Origin of the sequence: Streptomyces sp. NPDC058375, assembly GCF_042723425.1 — a bacterium.
Lineage (GTDB): Bacteria > Actinomycetota > Actinomycetes > Streptomycetales > Streptomycetaceae > Streptomyces > Streptomyces durocortorensis.
On the sequence record NZ_JBHXJG010000009.1, the window covers coordinates 1 to 15,114 of the forward strand.

The 15,114-nt window shown below is 71.0% G+C and carries 13 protein-coding genes; 8 read left to right on the forward strand and 5 right to left on the reverse strand.

From position 1 onward, the window contains the following. Positions 1-38 precede the first annotated feature (38 nt). The 3 genes from ACFWM7_RS03145 to ACFWM7_RS03155 are packed head-to-tail and all read right to left on the reverse strand — an operon-like array spanning position 39 to position 3,088. Positions 39-944: a polysaccharide lyase gene (locus tag ACFWM7_RS03145; RefSeq protein WP_383254409.1), complete on the reverse strand. Its 906-nt coding sequence runs from the start codon at positions 942-944 to the stop codon at positions 39-41. Positions 945-986: 42 nt separating this feature from the next. Further along, positions 987-2,054 carry a dihydrodipicolinate synthase family protein gene (locus tag ACFWM7_RS03150; protein ID WP_383254411.1) on the reverse strand — a complete coding sequence of 356 codons (1,068 nt, stop codon included), beginning with the start codon at positions 2,052-2,054 and terminating at the stop codon, positions 987-989. Continuing rightward, entirely contained in the window at positions 2,054-3,088 is a 1,035-nt protein-coding gene (locus ACFWM7_RS03155; protein WP_383254413.1) for an NAD-dependent epimerase/dehydratase family protein, read from the reverse strand. Before ACFWM7_RS03155 ends, ACFWM7_RS03150 begins: the two co-directional genes overlap by 1 nt. A 122-nt stretch (positions 3,089-3,210) precedes the next feature. Here ACFWM7_RS03155 and ACFWM7_RS03160 point away from each other — a divergent pair, with 122 nt between their 5' ends. From ACFWM7_RS03160 to proP, 7 genes are all read left to right on the forward strand, one after another. Further along, positions 3,211-4,344 (forward strand): GntR family transcriptional regulator, encoded by a 1,134-nt coding sequence (locus tag ACFWM7_RS03160; protein WP_383254415.1) that lies wholly within the window; start codon positions 3,211-3,213, stop codon positions 4,342-4,344. Positions 4,345-4,395: 51 nt separating this feature from the next. Further along, a complete protein-coding gene (locus tag ACFWM7_RS03165) occupies positions 4,396-5,418 on the forward strand; it encodes a Gfo/Idh/MocA family protein (protein WP_383254416.1) in 1,023 nt (340 codons plus the stop codon). Further along, positions 5,415-6,191: a sugar phosphate isomerase/epimerase family protein gene (locus ACFWM7_RS03170; protein ID WP_383254418.1), complete on the forward strand. Its 777-nt coding sequence runs from the start codon at positions 5,415-5,417 to the stop codon at positions 6,189-6,191. Before ACFWM7_RS03165 ends, ACFWM7_RS03170 begins: the two co-directional genes overlap by 4 nt. Before the next feature lie 122 nt (positions 6,192-6,313). Next, complete coding sequence (locus tag ACFWM7_RS03175; RefSeq protein ID WP_383254419.1) at positions 6,314-7,633, forward strand: ABC transporter substrate-binding protein; 1,320 nt, start codon at positions 6,314-6,316, stop codon at positions 7,631-7,633. Positions 7,634-7,647: 14 nt separating this feature from the next. After that, positions 7,648-8,616 carry a carbohydrate ABC transporter permease gene (locus ACFWM7_RS03180; protein ID WP_383254421.1) on the forward strand — a complete coding sequence of 323 codons (969 nt, stop codon included), beginning with the start codon at positions 7,648-7,650 and terminating at the stop codon, positions 8,614-8,616. Between the two features lie 14 nt (positions 8,617-8,630). Then, a complete protein-coding gene (locus tag ACFWM7_RS03185; RefSeq protein ID WP_383254488.1) occupies positions 8,631-9,539 on the forward strand; it encodes a carbohydrate ABC transporter permease in 909 nt (302 codons plus the stop codon). A gap of 222 nt (positions 9,540-9,761) precedes the next feature. Further along, positions 9,762-11,294: a glycine betaine/L-proline transporter ProP gene (gene proP, locus ACFWM7_RS03190; protein WP_383254490.1), complete on the forward strand. Its 1,533-nt coding sequence runs from the start codon at positions 9,762-9,764 to the stop codon at positions 11,292-11,294. A gap of 71 nt (positions 11,295-11,365) precedes the next feature. Here proP and ACFWM7_RS03195 read toward each other — a convergent pair whose 3' ends face one another. Next, positions 11,366-12,319, reverse strand: a complete 954-nt coding sequence (locus ACFWM7_RS03195; protein WP_383254423.1) for a 5'-nucleotidase — start codon at positions 12,317-12,319, stop codon at positions 11,366-11,368. Between the two features lie 214 nt (positions 12,320-12,533). Here ACFWM7_RS03195 and ACFWM7_RS03200 point away from each other — a divergent pair, with 214 nt between their 5' ends. Then, on the forward strand, positions 12,534-14,594 hold the full coding sequence (locus tag ACFWM7_RS03200) for a neutral/alkaline ceramidase (protein WP_383254425.1): 2,061 nt from the start codon (positions 12,534-12,536) through the stop codon (positions 14,592-14,594). 33 nt (positions 14,595-14,627) lie between these two features. On the opposite strand, the gene ACFWM7_RS03205 is transcribed toward ACFWM7_RS03200, so the two are convergent. Then, positions 14,628-15,110, reverse strand: a complete 483-nt coding sequence (locus ACFWM7_RS03205) for an NUDIX domain-containing protein (RefSeq protein WP_383254427.1) — start codon at positions 15,108-15,110, stop codon at positions 14,628-14,630. Positions 15,111-15,114: the final 4 nt, after the last annotated feature.

Below are 15,114 nucleotides of genomic sequence, written 5' to 3' on the forward strand. Positions count from 1 at the left end.
GCGCAGGCATGGTGCCCGCGCCGCCCGGCGCGGTGGAGTCAGGAGCAGGAGCTCAGTTCGCAGATGTCGTTGCGGTCGGTGGAGACCTTGAGGTCGTCGTACCAGATGTAGCTGTTGTCGTTGTTCGGGGCGAAGGACGGGGTGGCGCCGCCGGCGAAGCTGGAGAAGTACGCCCGGTCCACCTGGTCGTTGTTGGTGACGAAGCGCAGGCCGTTGACCTGGGCGGCGGACTTCCCGTTGTAGAAGACCTCGACCTCGCCGTCGGGGTTGGCGTTGCCGTTGGTGACGGTGTTGACCTTGACGCGCTGGACGATGTTCACCCACTGGTTCTTGGGCCAGTGGATGTCTGCGCCGTTGTTCTTGAGGACGGCGTAGTCGCCGTACTGGCCCGCGTGGCCCATGTGGTAGTAGTACACGGCTGCCTGGCCGTCGTTCTGTCGCCAGATCATGCGGGAGCTGAAGCCGTTGGTGCCGTCGCAGACCTGACCGCCGGAGCAGGCCTTGCCGCCCGCGAGTCCTGCTCCGACCTTGCCGGCGTACTCGGTGGTGCCCCAGCTGAAGTCGCCGCTGAACTTCACCCAGAAGGACAGGTAGTACTCGCGGTTCTTGGTGAGGGTGAAGGGCGCCTGGGCCCCGGAGTCGGCGGGGCCGATCTTGCCCTTGGGGTAGTGGATGCGCAGGGACTTGGATCCGCTGTGGGCGGGGGTCGTGTTGTCGATGCGGGAGCGGGTCTCCATGCCTTCCTGCCAGGGAGCGTTCCACCCGTCGGCAGCCCACTCGTTGAGCGGGTAGGGGTTTCCGGCGGTGGGGCGCTCGAAGTCGTTCTCCTGGAACGTCGGGGCGGCGGCTTCGGAGTTGGGTCCGGCCGCGGCCTGGGGCGCCAGGAGGGCGGCGGGGACGAGCAGGGCGGTCGCGGCTCCGAGGAGCACGGTTTTCGTCTTCATCGTTCCTCTTCCCGTAAGGGGTGGGGGGATTGCGGTGTGACGTCAGGCGAGCCAGCGCGGCAGGGCACCGGCGATGAACGCGTCCTCCTCTTCGAGCCAGGGGTAGGTGGTGTGCACGCGGTCGATGTCTCGCGCCTGTCCGGGCGAGAGGCCTTCCGCGGGATCGAGGCACCAGATGCCCTTCAGCAGGCCCTGGCGGCGCAGTACTTCGTGGACGCCGGCGACGACTCCGGCGAAGCCGCCGGTCACGTCGTAGACGGCGGCGTTGGCGTCGGTGTCCCCGGCGAGCCGGGCCAGCGCCCGCTGCCGGGCCTGTTCGTCCCCGGCGTCGGCGGCGTGGACGTCGGCGAGCAGCCGGACGGCCGACCGGGTCCAGACGGCCCAGTGGCCGAGCAGCCCGCCCACGAAGCGGCGGACGGCCGGGCCGGTGGGGGTGGTCACGTGGTACGGGGTGAGGAGGTCGGCGACGATCGTGTCGTCGTTGCCGGTGTAGAGGGCGACCTCGGCTCCCCGGTCGGAGTCGGCGATGCCCTGGACCAGTTCCAGCGTGCGGTAGCGGTCGAAGGGGGCGGCCTTGACCGCGACGGTGGACTCCTGGTCGGCGAGCGCCCGCCAGTAGGCGCGGGGCAGTTCGCGCCCGCCGACGGCTTCCTGGAGGTAGAAGCCGATGACGGGGAGGATCTCGCCGACGGCGGCGCTGCGGTCCAGAAGATCGTCGAGCGTGGCGTGCGGGAGCCCGGCGGGCGAGACGAGGACCGCGTCGTAGCCGAGTGCGCGGGCGGTGGCGGCCTCCTCGACGGCCTGATGGACGGGTCCGGCGACTCCGGCGATCCGGAGGAAGGGGCGGCTTGCGGCAGCCGACTCGCTCTCTTCGGCGGCGAGTTCGAGGACGGGCCGGAGGAGTCCGTGGTCGCGGATGGCGAACTGGGTGGTGTGCACGCCCACCGCGACTCCCCCGGCGCCCGCCTCCAGGTAGTAGCGGGTGAGCGCGCGTTGCCGCCGTTCGTCGAGCGTGCGGGCGGCGGTGAGGGCGAGGGGGTGGGCGGGGATGACGGTTCCCCGGTGCAGGAGCGCGGCGGTCTCCGGAGCCATCGAGGTGGACGCAGCCATCAGAACGAACCGTCCCGTCGCTCGAACTTGGTCGGCTTGTCCCAGAGTTGACCGCCCTCGGTGATCCATCGGGCCTGAAGTTCTATGAGTTGGCCGAGGGTGCGGTCCGGGTAGCCGAAAAGGGTGTGGCAGTGCGTGGCGTCGGCGAGCAGGCTGGTGGCGGGCTCCTCGCCGGTGAACTCCGGTACGACGCCGACGTGGTGGGCCAGCCTGGTGGCGAGGGCGCGTACGCCTGCCGTTTCGGGCCCGGTCAGGTTGAGGACGAACGGCTCCGGTGTCGCGGCGTGGCCGACGCCGCGCAGGACGACCTCATTGGCGTACCGCTGCCAGACGACGTTCACCGCGCCCGCCCCGAGGTCGACCGGTTGTCCGGCGAGCAGGGTGCGGGCCAGGTCGGCGAGGACGCCGTAGCGGGGCTCCACCGCGTAGTTGAGGCGGATCAGGGCGACCGGGGTGGACTCGGTGCGGGCGGCGTGGGTGAAGACCTGTTCCCGGCCCCGGCAGGTGACGGCGTAGTCCCCGACGGGGCGGGGTTCGTCGCTCTCGCGCGAACCGCCGGTGACCGGGGCGGTCATTCCGTAGACGTTGCCCGTGGAGAGCCCGACGATGCGGGAGGCCCGGTAGCGGCGGGCCACGAAGGCGGGCAGCACCGTGTTGGTCATCCAGGCCTGTTCCGGCGCGGACGCCGTGCCGAACTTCGCGCCGACCAGGTGGATCACGACCGCCGCGTCCGGGAGGGCGTCCACGGCGGCGGGATCCGACAGATCCGCGACGACGGTGCGAACGCCGAGTTTCTCCAGCCCGGCCCGGCCCCGCGCGTCCGTCCACCGGGACACCGCCAGCACCTGGATGTCGTCCCGGCCCGCCGCGTCCAGCGCCCGGCGGGCCATCGAGGCGATGCCCGCCCCGGTCTTGCCGCCGGCGCCCAGGACCACCACGTCACCGGACCAGGCGGCGGCCTCGGCCACCAGCGCCGGTCCCGGGCGGCCCAGTTCCTCTTCGAGGTCCGGGACGCCGTTCCGGAGTTCCTTCATCGCATTCTCCCGCCCAATTCATTCCTTTAAAAGGAATGAATTTCTGCATTTCTTGACGCTGGGGTTACAAAAGCACCGCCAACTGGTTGACGCAAGAGGTTGATTGCTGCAATCTCCACAGCATGAAATCGGCAGAGGAGAAGGATTCATTCCTTCGTGGCCCCAAATACCTGCAAGCCGCCGAGCGGCTGCGCAGGGAGATCACCAGCGGTTCCTGGGCGCCGGGAACGCAGCTGCCCGTCGAGCGGGAGCTGGCGGACACGCTCGCGGTCAGCATCAACACGCTGCGCCGGGCGGTCAGCGAGCTCGTGGACGAGGGCATCGTTCAACGGCGGCAAGGGGCGGGCACGTTCGTGGCGCCGCCTCCCGAAGCCGAGCCGGAGGGCACCGGGAGCCCCAAGGGCCGCCGTCTGGTCGGCGTGCTCGTCCCGTCGACGACGTACTACTACCCGCGGGTCGTCGAGGGCATCCAGCGGGTGCTGCGGGACGCCGGCGTCGGCGTGCTCCTCGCCTCCTCGAAGTACGACCCGGACATCGAACGCGACGAGGTGCGGGCGATGCTCGACAGCGGCGTGCAGGGAATGTTGCTCGTGCCGAATCTCCATCTGCTGGACGAGCCCCAGCATTACGTGGACGACCTGCGGCAACTCGCCGTGCCGTACGTGCTCGTGGAGCGGCGTCCGGCCGCCCCGGCCCCGGACGATCCCACGTCGTACGTGGCCACGGACCATCCGGGCGGGGTCTGCCTGGCCGTGCGCCACCTACGCTCCCTCGGCCATCGGCGGATCGGTCATCTGGGGCGGCTGCGCACCGGCACGTCCGACGCCGTGGCGCGCGGGTTCGACGAGGCCGCGGCGCTGCTGGACGCCGACGTGGTGGAGGGCGCGGTGGCCCGGGCGGACATCTGGACCCCCGAGGGCATCGCCGACTACGCGCGGCACTGTGCGGACGCGGGGATCACGGCGGTGTTCTGCCACGGCGACCGGGACGCGGCGGCTTTGGTGGTCGCGGCCCGGCGGCACGGCCTGTCCGTCCCCGGAGACCTCGCCGTCGTGGCGTACGACGACGAGGTGACCGAAGTGGGCGACATCCCGCTGACGGCCGTCTCCCCGCCCAAGGAGGAGGTCGGGGCGCTGGCCGCCCAACTGTTGCTGCGCCGCATGGAGTTCGGCCCCGGCGCGGTGTCCCACCGGATCGACGTGCAGCCGCGCCTCATCGTCCGCGCGTCCTGCGGCGCCGCACCACGCGACCGCTGACCGCTTTCCTCTCTCCCGCTGTCCCGTACCTCACCTTTCCTGGAGATCCCTATGCCCCCCGCCCCGTCCGCCGGCCGGTTCCGTATCGGCGTCCTCGGCGCGGGAGGTGTCGGCGCCGCGCATGTACACGCGGCCGCCGGCGCCCCCGACTACGAGATCGCGGCGATCTGCGACACCAACCGTCCCGCGGCCCAGGCGCTCGCCGAGTCCGCCGCCGTGCCGGTCTACAGCGACCACCGGGCGATGTTCGCGGACGCGGTCCTCGACGCGGTCGTGATCGCCGCGCCGCACGCGCTGCACGCCCCGATGGCCGTCGAGGCCGCGCGCGCCGGGCTCCACGTCCTGGTGGAGAAGCCGATGGCCACCACCGCCGAGGACTGCGCGCTGATGTCGGACGCGTGCGAGGCCGCCGGGACGCTGCTGGCGGTCGCCCACGTCATCCACTTCGATCCCGTCGTCCGCGAGGCCCGCGCGATCGTCGCCTCCGGCCGGTACGGACAGCCGCTGCTCATCACGCACCGGCGCTCCTCCCACTACGAACCCGGCTCCCGCCCGCCGTGGTTCTTCGACCGGGCGGTCGCCGGAGGGGGCATCGTCCTCAACGTCGGCACCCACGGCCTGGACCGCATCCAGCTGTTCGCCGGCTCCACCGTCCGCCGTGTGAGCGGGGTCGTGCGGGGCCGCCCCGGACTCGATGTGGAGACCGACGCCCTGGCGCTGGTGGAACTCGACAACGGCATCAACGCGAGCATCGCGCTGACCAGTCGGGGCATGCCGTACTTCGACGAGACCGAAGTCGTGCTCGACGAGGCCACCTTGCGCATATCCGCGACCGAGGGGCTCTTCGTACTCCGCGACGGGCAGGCCACCCACCTCCTCAAAGCCGAGCCTGGCCATCAACAGCAAGCATTCCGAGACCAGTTGGACGGGTTTGTGGCTGCGGCACGCGGCGGACCCGGCCACTATGTCGACGGGGCGTACGGCCGCAGCGTCGTCGCCGCAGCCCTCGCGGTGTACGCCTCCGCCGAGCGGGGACAGCGCGTCGATGTCGCCGCCGAGCGGGTGGCCCGGTGAACCCCCGGGCGTTCAGCACCCTGGGCTGCCCCGGCGCGGACCTGGACGAGGTGGTACGGCTGGCTCGCACCGGGCCCTGCACCGGCGTCGAACTCCGATGCGTGTACGACCAGTTGGTGCACCCCGAGCTGGATCCGGCAGCGGCGGACCGGGTCGTGGAGGCACTGCGCCGGGCGGGCCTGGCGGTGCCGGTCCTCGCCTCGTACGTCCAGGTCGCCGCCGACGAGCCGGACGTGGTCGACCGACTGGCCCGGCACATCGCCCTCGCGGCCCGGCTCGGCGCCGGGCAGGTGCGGGTCTTCGGCGGCGGGGCCGAGCGGCCGGACGGGCGGCGGGAGCGGGCGGTGCGCCATCTGGCCGAGGCCGCGCCGATCGCCGCGGCGGCCGGGGTCGGCATCGCCCTGGAGACCCACGACGTGTTCCTGACGGGCGGCGAGTTGGCCGGGATCCTGAAGGCCGTCGGCTCCCCCGCCGTGGGGGCGGTGTGGGACGCGGTCAACCCGTGGCGGGCGGGCGAGAGCCCGGAGCGCACCGCCGAACTGCTGGGGCCCTGGCTCCGCCACGTACAGCTCAAGGACGTCGCCTCGCCCACCGATCTGCGGCCGGTCCTGCCCGGCCGGGGCGTGCTGCCGCTCGGCGATGTGCTGGCGCAGCTCCGCCGCCTCGATTACGCGGGCTGGATCAGCCTCGAATGGGAGCGCGCCTGGTACCCCGAGGCGGCTCCGCTCGCCGAGGCACTCCCCGCCTTCCACCGCTTCCTCGACGCCGCCTGACGGCACCCGTGCCCGTACCCGCGCCCGCCCCCCTCTCCCTTCCCATTCCCTTCCCATGAAAAGGGGTTCCCCCATGCGTCACTCCTGTCCCACCGTCACCTTTTCCCCCTCGGGTGTCCGCCATGGTTAGCCCGGCGCTCAGCAGACGCGGTCTGCTCTCCGCCGGGCTGTGGACCGCCCTCGCCGGGGCCACCGCCACCGCGTGCGGCGGCGGCTCCGATGCCGGGCACAGCGGTCCCGACGGCCCGCTGACCCTGTGGTCGGCGCTGCGCGGCACGGACACCCTGGTCGCGGCCTGGAACAAGCTGCACCCGGACGAACCTGTCGACTTCTCGCCGATGACCTCGGGGCTCGCGGGCGGCAACGCGAAGCTGTCGAACGCCGCGCGGGCCGGGAACGCGCCGGACGTCGTGACCCTCGTCGACGCCGATCTGCCGTCCTTCGCCATCGACGGCGTCTGTGCGGACATGACCGATCTCGTCACGCCCCGGCTGCGGGAGCGGCTCGGTCCGCAGGCGTGGACCAACGGGGTGCTGGGCGGCCGGACGTACGGCATTCCGGTCGACCTCGGCCCGATGCTGTTCGCCTACCGCGAGGACATCCTGACCCGGCACCGTATCGAACCGCCCACGACCTGGGAGGGGTTCGGGGATGCGGCCCGCCGACTGAAGCGGGACGCGGGCGTCGACCTCGCAACCTTTCACCCCAACGCGTACAACGTTCTGGCCGGGCACGCGATGCAGAGCGGCGGGCAGTGGTTCGCCATCGAGGACGACGCCTGGGTGCTGGACTTCCTCGGTGAACCCAGCCGACAGGTCGCGGAGTTCTGGCAGGGCCTGGTCGACGAGGACGCGCTGATGTTCGCCCCCGGCTCCAGCCAGCAGTGGCTGTCCGCGCTCGCCGGCGGACGGGTCGCCTCGCACCTCGTCGGGCCGTGGGGGCTCGCCGCCCTCGTCCGGTCCGTGCCGGGCACGTCGGGGCGCTGGCGGGTGGCCCCGCTGCCCCGGTGGGAGGGCGGCGAGGACGTCGTGGGGACCGACGGGGTCTCCGTACACGCCATCACCGCCGACAGCAACAAGAAGGAGCGCGCGATGCGGTTCCTGGAGTGGATGACCACCGCGCCTGAAGCGATCACCGCCCGCCTCTCCGGCGGCCGCTCCAGCATCCTGCCCGCCGACGCCAGTCTGGTGGCCAACGCCTCCCGCGAGTTCGACACGGCGTTCTTCGGAGGCCAGGACGTCTACCGACTCGTGGAGCAGCAGGCCGAGTTGCTGCGCACCGGCTGGACGTGGGGGCCGCGCATGCAGGCGACCGCAACCTCGCTGCACCAGGGGCTGGCCCGGCTGGAGTACGGCACCACCATCGCCGAGGCGCTCCGCACCGCCCAATCCGAGACGCTGCCCGACCTGCGCAGCCTGGGTCTTTCCGTGAGGCAAGCATGAGTCGTGAGGCAAGCATGAGTACCGCCACCGGAAGCATGAACACCGCCACCGACTCCCGCCGTGCGCGCCGCCCCCAGCGGCTGGCCGTGGGCACGCTCCTCGGTCCGTTCGGCGTCCTGCTGGTCGCGGTGTTCGTCGTCCCGACCCTGTACGCCGTCTATCTGAGCTTCTTCTCGACCTCGCACAGCGGCCTCGGCTTCGGCAACGCCCACACGTCCTTCGCCGGGCTGCGCAACTACGCCGCCGTCCTGTCCGATCCGAGCTTCGTCCGGGGCGTCGGGATCACCCTGCTCTACGCGGTGGTGTTCATCCCGCTGGTCCTGGTGGGCGCCCTCGCCCTGGCGCTGCTCTTCGACTCGGGTCTGATCCGGGCCAGGCAGCTCACGCAAACCGTGCTGTTCGTGCCGCACGCGGTGCCGGGCATCATCGCCACGGTCATCTGGCTGTACCTCTACACCCCGGGCATATCCCCCGTGCTGGACGCCCTCCACGGCCTCGACATCACGGTCAATTTCCTGGGCCTGACGATGATCGTGCCGTCGCTGGTGAACATCGCGCTGTGGAGCGGTCTCGGCTACACCGCCGTCATCTTCTTCGCCGCGCTCAAGGCCATTCCCCGCGAGCTGATCGAGGCCGCCGCGATGGACGGAGCGGGCCCGGTGCGCACTGCGCTGACCATCAAGGTGCCGCTGGTGCGCTCCACGCTCTCGACGGTGGCGATCTTCACCACCATCGGCGCGCTCCAGCTGTTCACCGAGCCGATGCTGCTGGCGAAGGCCACTCCGCTGATCAGCCCGCGCTACACGCCCAACATGTACATCTTCGACGCGGCGTTCACCCGGAACAACTACGGCCTGGCCTCCGCCGCCTCCGTCCTCCTCCTGATCGTCTGCTGTGCTCTGTCCTTCGCCGTGACCCGTGGTTCGGCCGGTTCGGCGCGGCGGAAGACACGTGTCACCTCTTCGCGAAAGGCGCGCCCGTGAGTACGTCGGTCCGCATGAACCCGCCGGCGTCGAGCACTCCGGACGCCTCCTCGCCCAGCACCCGCCGACCTCCGGCCCGGCCGAGGCGGTCCGGCTGGTACGGCCGGGCGGCGGCCAACCTGGTGGTCGGCGTCAGCGCCCTCTACGCGCTCCTGCCGCTGCTGTGGCTGCTCGTCGCCTCCGCGGTGGACTCGGAGGCGCTGTTCGCCTCCGATTTCTTCGACCTCTCCCACTTCGCGCTGTTCGACAACATCAGCACCCTGCTCGCCCAGGACGACGGGGCCTACCTGCGCTGGTACGGCAACAGCCTGCTGTACGCGGTCGGCGGCGCGGCCGTCGGAGCGCTGATCAGCACCGCCGCCGGCTATGTCTTCGACAAGTTCGAGTTCACCGGGAAACGCCCGCTGTTCGCGCTGATCCTGATATCCGTGATGGTCCCCGCGACGGTGCTCGCCCTGCCGATGTATCTGCTCGCCTCCGACCTGGGCCTCGCCAACACCGTGTGGTCGGTCCTGATCCCGGTGCTGTTCAACCCCTTCGGCGTCTACCTGGCCCGGATGTTCTCCGCCTCCTACGTCCCCGACGAGGTGCTGGAGGCCGCGCGGGTGGACGGGGCGAACGAGCTGCGGAGCTTCTTCTCGGTGGGCCTGAGGATGATCGCCCCCGGCTATGTGACGATCTTCCTGTTCCAGCTCACCGCGATCTGGAACAACTTCTTCCTGCCGCTGGTCATGCTGTCCGACGAGTCGCTCTATCCGCTCAGCCTCGGCCTGTACAGCTGGAACGCCGCCGCCCCCATCAACCCCGACTACTACCCGCTGATGGTGATCGGTTCGCTGCTCGCGCTGCTGCCGCTGGTGATCGCGTTCCTGCTGCTCCAGCGGTACTGGCGGTCGGGGCTCACGGCGGGCAGCGTGAAGTAGGCGCGCCGCCGGGCCCTCACCCACGCCCCTCACCCGTGCGCACCACCCAGGAGGCCGGGCCGCCGCGGCGGGGCCAGAATCGGAGGCGCTGAGCTCCGGGACGCCCCGTGCCCCACCGCGGCGCTCGTCCTCGCGAGCGGAGAGGGCGGACCGATGGCCGGCGGACCTGCACGCCGGGAGCGCACCCCCCGGCGCGAACGTGACAACGTGGCCGTGGAGCGCATGGTCCGCACCCTCGTCCGACGGCGGAAGAAGTCGTTCCGCGAGGACGACGTCACCGTCACCGACCCGCCGAAGGTCCGGCGCGCCGTGACCGCGGCGGCCCTCGGCAACACCATGGAGTGGTTCGACTTCGGGGTCTACGCCTATCTGGCCGGGACGCTCGGCAAGGTCTTCTTCCCCTCCAGCTCGCCGGGCGCCCAGGTGGTGTCGACGTTCGCGACCTTCGCGGCGGCCTTCCTGGTGCGTCCGCTGGGCGGACTGGTCTTCGGACCGCTCGGCGACCGGGTGGGACGACAGAAGGTCCTCGCGCTCACGATGATCATGATGGCGGCGAGCACCTTCGCCGTCGGCTTCCTGCCCACCTACGCGGCGGTCGGTTTCGCCGCTCCGCTGCTGCTCCTGGTCTGCCGCCTGGTGCAGGGTTTCTCCACCGGCGGGGAGTACGCGGGCGCCACGACGTACATCGCGGAGTACGCCCCCGACAAGCGGCGCGGGTTCCTGGGCAGCTGGCTCGACTTCGGCACCTTCGTCGGCTATTCGCTGGGCTCGGGTCTGGTCACCGTGCTCACCGCCGTCCTGGGCACGGACGGGATGACGGACTGGGGCTGGCGCATCCCGTTCTTCGTCGCGGGCCCGATGGGCATCATCGGGCTGTACATGCGGCTGAAGCTGGAGGAGACGCCCGCCTTCCAGAAGGAGGAGGCGTACCAGGCCGCCGAGTCGCGCTCCGGCTCCGGCTCCGGCTCCGGCTCCGGCTCCGGGGACGATCCGGTCGAGGAGGCCCGGCAGTCGGGCAAGGGACGGCTCAAGGAGATCTTCACGAAGCACTGGGAGGCCGTGCTCATCTGCATGGGCCTGGTGCTGCTGTACAACGTCACCAACTACATGGTGACGTCCTATCTCCCCACGTACATGTCCTCCACCCTCGGCGAACCGGAGACCGCCTCGCAACTGCTGGTCCTCGGCACGATGCTGCTGGTGGTGCTGCTCATCACCACCGTGGGCCGGACCTCGGACCGGTGGGGCCGCAGACCCGTGTTCATGGCGGGCAGTCTGGCGCTGATCGCGCTGTCCGCGCCCGCCTTCCTGCTGATCCGGCAGGGCGGGATCCTGCTGCCGGCACTGGGATGCGCGGTGCTCGGTCTGCTGCTGGTCTGCTTCGCGGGGACGGCGGCCTCGACGCTGCCCGCGCTGTTCCCGACCCGGCTGCGGTACGGGGCCCTGTCGATCGCCTTCAACATCTCGGTGTCGCTGTTCGGCGGTACGACCCCGTTGTTCGTCTCCGGTCTGGTGGAGGCCACGGGCAACGAGATGGTGCCCGCGTACTACCTCATGGTGGCCGGGGTGATCGGTCTGGTGGCCACGTTCTTCCTGCACGAGACGGCGGGCCGGCCGCTGCGCGGTTCCGGCCCGATGGTGGAGACGCCCGAGCAGGCCCGGGAGCTGGTGGCGCGGAGCCGGACGGCGGCGGGCCGCCAGGCGCGCGACGTCTGGCTGCGGGCGCGGAACCTGTGGCGGGGTCCGCCGCCCTGAGGGCGTGCGCCGGGCGCGTACGCGGAGAAGCGTCCGCAGTCCCGTAGAAGCGTCTGCGCTCCCGTACGCGCTCAGGCGTCCGGGGCCGCGGGCACCGCCGGCTCGTTGAGCTTCCCGAACGGCACGTGGACGCTCGGGGTGGTGCGCGAGGTGCTCGCCAGGTGGCCCTGCTGGTCGTCGAAGAAGATGTGCGGCTTCAGGATGCCCATGATCCGGCCCTTGTCGATGCCGCCGAGGAAGAACGCGTCGTTGACGGTCACGCCCCACCCCTTGAGGCTCTGCACCGCACGCTCGTGCGCGGGCGCGTTGCGCGCCGTGACGATGGAGACGTGCAGCCGGATCCGGTAGTCGGGGTTCTTGCGGCGCTCCCGCTCCTCGCGCTGCTGGATCCGGTTGACGTTCGCCAGGAAGTCCCGCAGCGGCCCGGCGTCGTGCGGCACCCCTGCGTTGGTGACCTCATGGGCGCGGAACTTCTCGATCCCGCCCTCCTGGAACACCTGCTCCGACGCGTCCGTGGCCAGGACCCCGTCGAAGTCGAAGGAGATCCGCAGGTCGTGGTCGTCAGCGTCGTCCTCGTAGGGAGCGCCCAGGACGTGCCCGGCGGGCAGCCCGGCGGCGACCGCCTCCCGGACGTCCCTCTCGTGCGCCGACAGGAACAGGGACATGTTGAGCGCGGGCATGAACCGGTGAGGTGAGCGGCCCTGCATGAAGATGGCCCGGCTGATGGGCAGTTGGTGGCTCTCGATGGAGCGCATGACCCGCAGCCCGGTGTCGGGGTCGTTCCGGGACAGGACGATGACCTCGACCAGGGGGTCGTTCGCGTCGCCCAGGTCGTTCAGCGACAGCAGGCGGCGGATGAAGGGGAACGCGGTCCCCGGGCGAAGCTGATCGCCCACGTGCTGCTCCTGGTAGGCGCGGTAGCTCTCCTCGCCCTGCTCCCGGAAGACGGCGTCCGACTCGGTCAGGTCGAAGAGAGCGCTGGACGCGATCCCGATGACCAGCCGGTCGGCGAGTTCGTAGTGCACGGCCATTCCTCCGGTCAGCCCTCTGCTGATGCGCCCCCACTATCCCACCGTCGCACGGCTGTTCCCGCACGGGCCGAGTTCTTTACTGGCCGGTAGACATCTATGCGACGCAGGTCACACTCCTCTACGGTCGGGGGCACTGCTCCGGCCCCCTCCACGTCGGTGAGCCGCCGACCGGGCCCGGGCACACCCGTCTCCCGCCCCAGGAGGTCCCATGCCACCCCCCACCGTCCGCCGCTCCCGGCGCAGGCTTCCCGTCGCGGTCCTCGCCGCCGCCTTGGGAGCGGTCACCCTCGGCGCGCCCTCCCCCGCGTCGGCGTCGAACACCGCCGCCGACGCGGACTACCTCGTCGGGCGCGGCATCGCCGATGTCACGGGCGAGGCCGCCGAGACGGGGATGATGGGCTACTCCAGCTTCGACCAGAAGACCTCGGGCATTCACCAGCGGCAGCGGTCGCGGGCCTTCGTCGTCGTCGACCGGTCGACCGACAAGCGCGTGGTGTACGTCAACGCGGACCTCGCGATGATCTTCCAGTCCGTCCGGCAGGGCGTCATGGCGCGGCTGAAGGAGCGTTACGGCAGTCTGTACGGCGAGGAGAACGTCCTGCTGTCGGCCACCCACACCCACTCGGGGCCCGGCGGATACTCCCACAACGTCGCCTACAACCTCTCCGTCCTCGGCTTCCAGAAGGAGACCTACCGGGCGATCGTCGACGGCATCACCGAATCCGTGGCCGAGGCGCACGCGGACCTGAAGCCCGGCACGATGAGCCTGGGCACCGGCGCCCTCACCAACGCCAGCGTCAACCGCTCCCGGGAGGCGTTCGACCGCAATCCGGCCGCCGACCGGGCGGCGTTCCCCGACGCGATCGACCCGGCGATGACCGTGCTGCGCTTCAAGCAGGGCGAGAAGGACGCGGGCGCGATCAGCTGGTTCGCCACCCACAACACCTCGATCACCAACAAGAACACGCTGATCAGCCCCGACAACAAGGGCTACGCCTCCTACGCCTGGGAGCACGACCACGAGGGCGTCCGCTATCTCGACGTCACTCCGGGGTTCGTCGCGGCCTTCCCCAACACCAACGCGGGCGACATGTCGCCGAACCTCAACCTGAAGCCCGGTTCCGGGCCCACGGAGGACGAGTTCGAGAACGCGCGCATCATCGGCGAGCGCCAGCTCGACAAGGCCCGGGAGATCTACGACGACGCGCGGCCCGTCGCCGGAGGGGTGGACTCCAGGCTCGCCTATGTCGACATGGAGAACGTGACCGTACGCCCGGAGTACACCCCGGACGGCAAGGAGCACCGCACCTGCCCCGCCGTCGTGGGCGCGTCCACGCTCGCGGGCAGCGTCGAGGACGGTCCGGCCATCCCCCTCTTCGAGGAGGGCATGCGCACCCCGATCGCCCCCATCCTCGAAGCGCTGCGCATCGACACCCCGTCCTCGCTCCAGTCCTGCCAGTACCCGAAGGCGAGCCTGATCCCCACGGGCCTGCTGAGCAACGTCCACCCGGTCACCCCGAAGCGGCTCCCCCTGCAGATCATGAAGATCGGCGAGCTGCACCTGGTGGCCGCCCCGGGCGAGTTCACGATCGCCTCGGGCCTGCGCGTACGCCGCACGGTGGCCGAGCAGTTGGGCGTCCCGCTGGACCGCGTCCTGCTCCAGGGGTACGCCAACGCCTACAGCCAGTACGTCACGACGCCGGAGGAGTACGACACCCAGAACTACGAGGGCGGCTCCACGCTGTACGGCCGCTACACGCTGCCCGCCTACCAGCAGGAGTACGACCGGATCGCGGAGTCCCTGCGCGAGGGCACCGCCCTGGAGCGGGGTGCGACGCCGCCGGACGAGTCGGGGCGGCAGTTCACCTTCCAGACGGGGGTCGTGTACGACAACCCGCCCGCGGGCAAGGCGTTCGGCGCGGTCCTGAAGGCGCCTAAGAGCTCGTACGCGCGCGGCTCCACCGCCACCGTCGAGTTCGCCACCGGCCACCCGAAGAACAACGTCCGCCGGGGCTCCACCTTCCTGGAGGTGCAGCGGCTGGAGAACGGCGCCTGGAAGCGGGTGCTGGACGACGGTGACTGGGCGACGACGTACCGCTGGACCCGGCTCAACGGCCTGACCGGCACCTCGAAGGCGACCATCACCTGGGACGTCGCGGCGGACACCGCACCCGGCACCTATCGGATCGTGCACCACGGGGACGCGAAGAGCCTGCTCGGGAAGATCACGCCGTTCACCGGGGCGACCGGGACCTTCACCGTGCAGTAGAGGTGACCGGAACCCCCACCGTGAAGGAGAGGGTCAGGTCGTGCGCGGGGTGGGCTGGAACCAGGCGGGGCCCTCGGTGAGGGCCTGCTTGATCCGGAACAGGGCGAACTCGCCGAGCGGCGGGAGGCCGTCCAGCGGGAACCAGCCCACCTCCAGCGACTCGTCGTCGTTGACCCGCGCCTCGCCGCCGGTCGCCCGGCAGCGGAAGGTGACGTCCAGGTACTGGCAGCGGTCGCCGTTGGCGTACTGCACGGGCTCCAGCGCCTGGGTGAGGACGACCCGCTCGGCCACGCAGTGCACGCCCGTCTCCTCCAGCACCTCGCGCTCAGCGGTCGCCGCCGGCTCCTCCCCCGGTTCGGAGATCCCGCCGATGACCGACCACTTCCCCGTGTCCGCGCGCCGCCCCAGCAGCACGCGGCCCTCGTCATCGAGGACGATGGCCGTCACCCCGGGCAGAAGGAGCAGCTGGTGTCCGGCGGTGGCGCGGATCTCACGGATGAAGTCGGGAGTAGCCATGGAT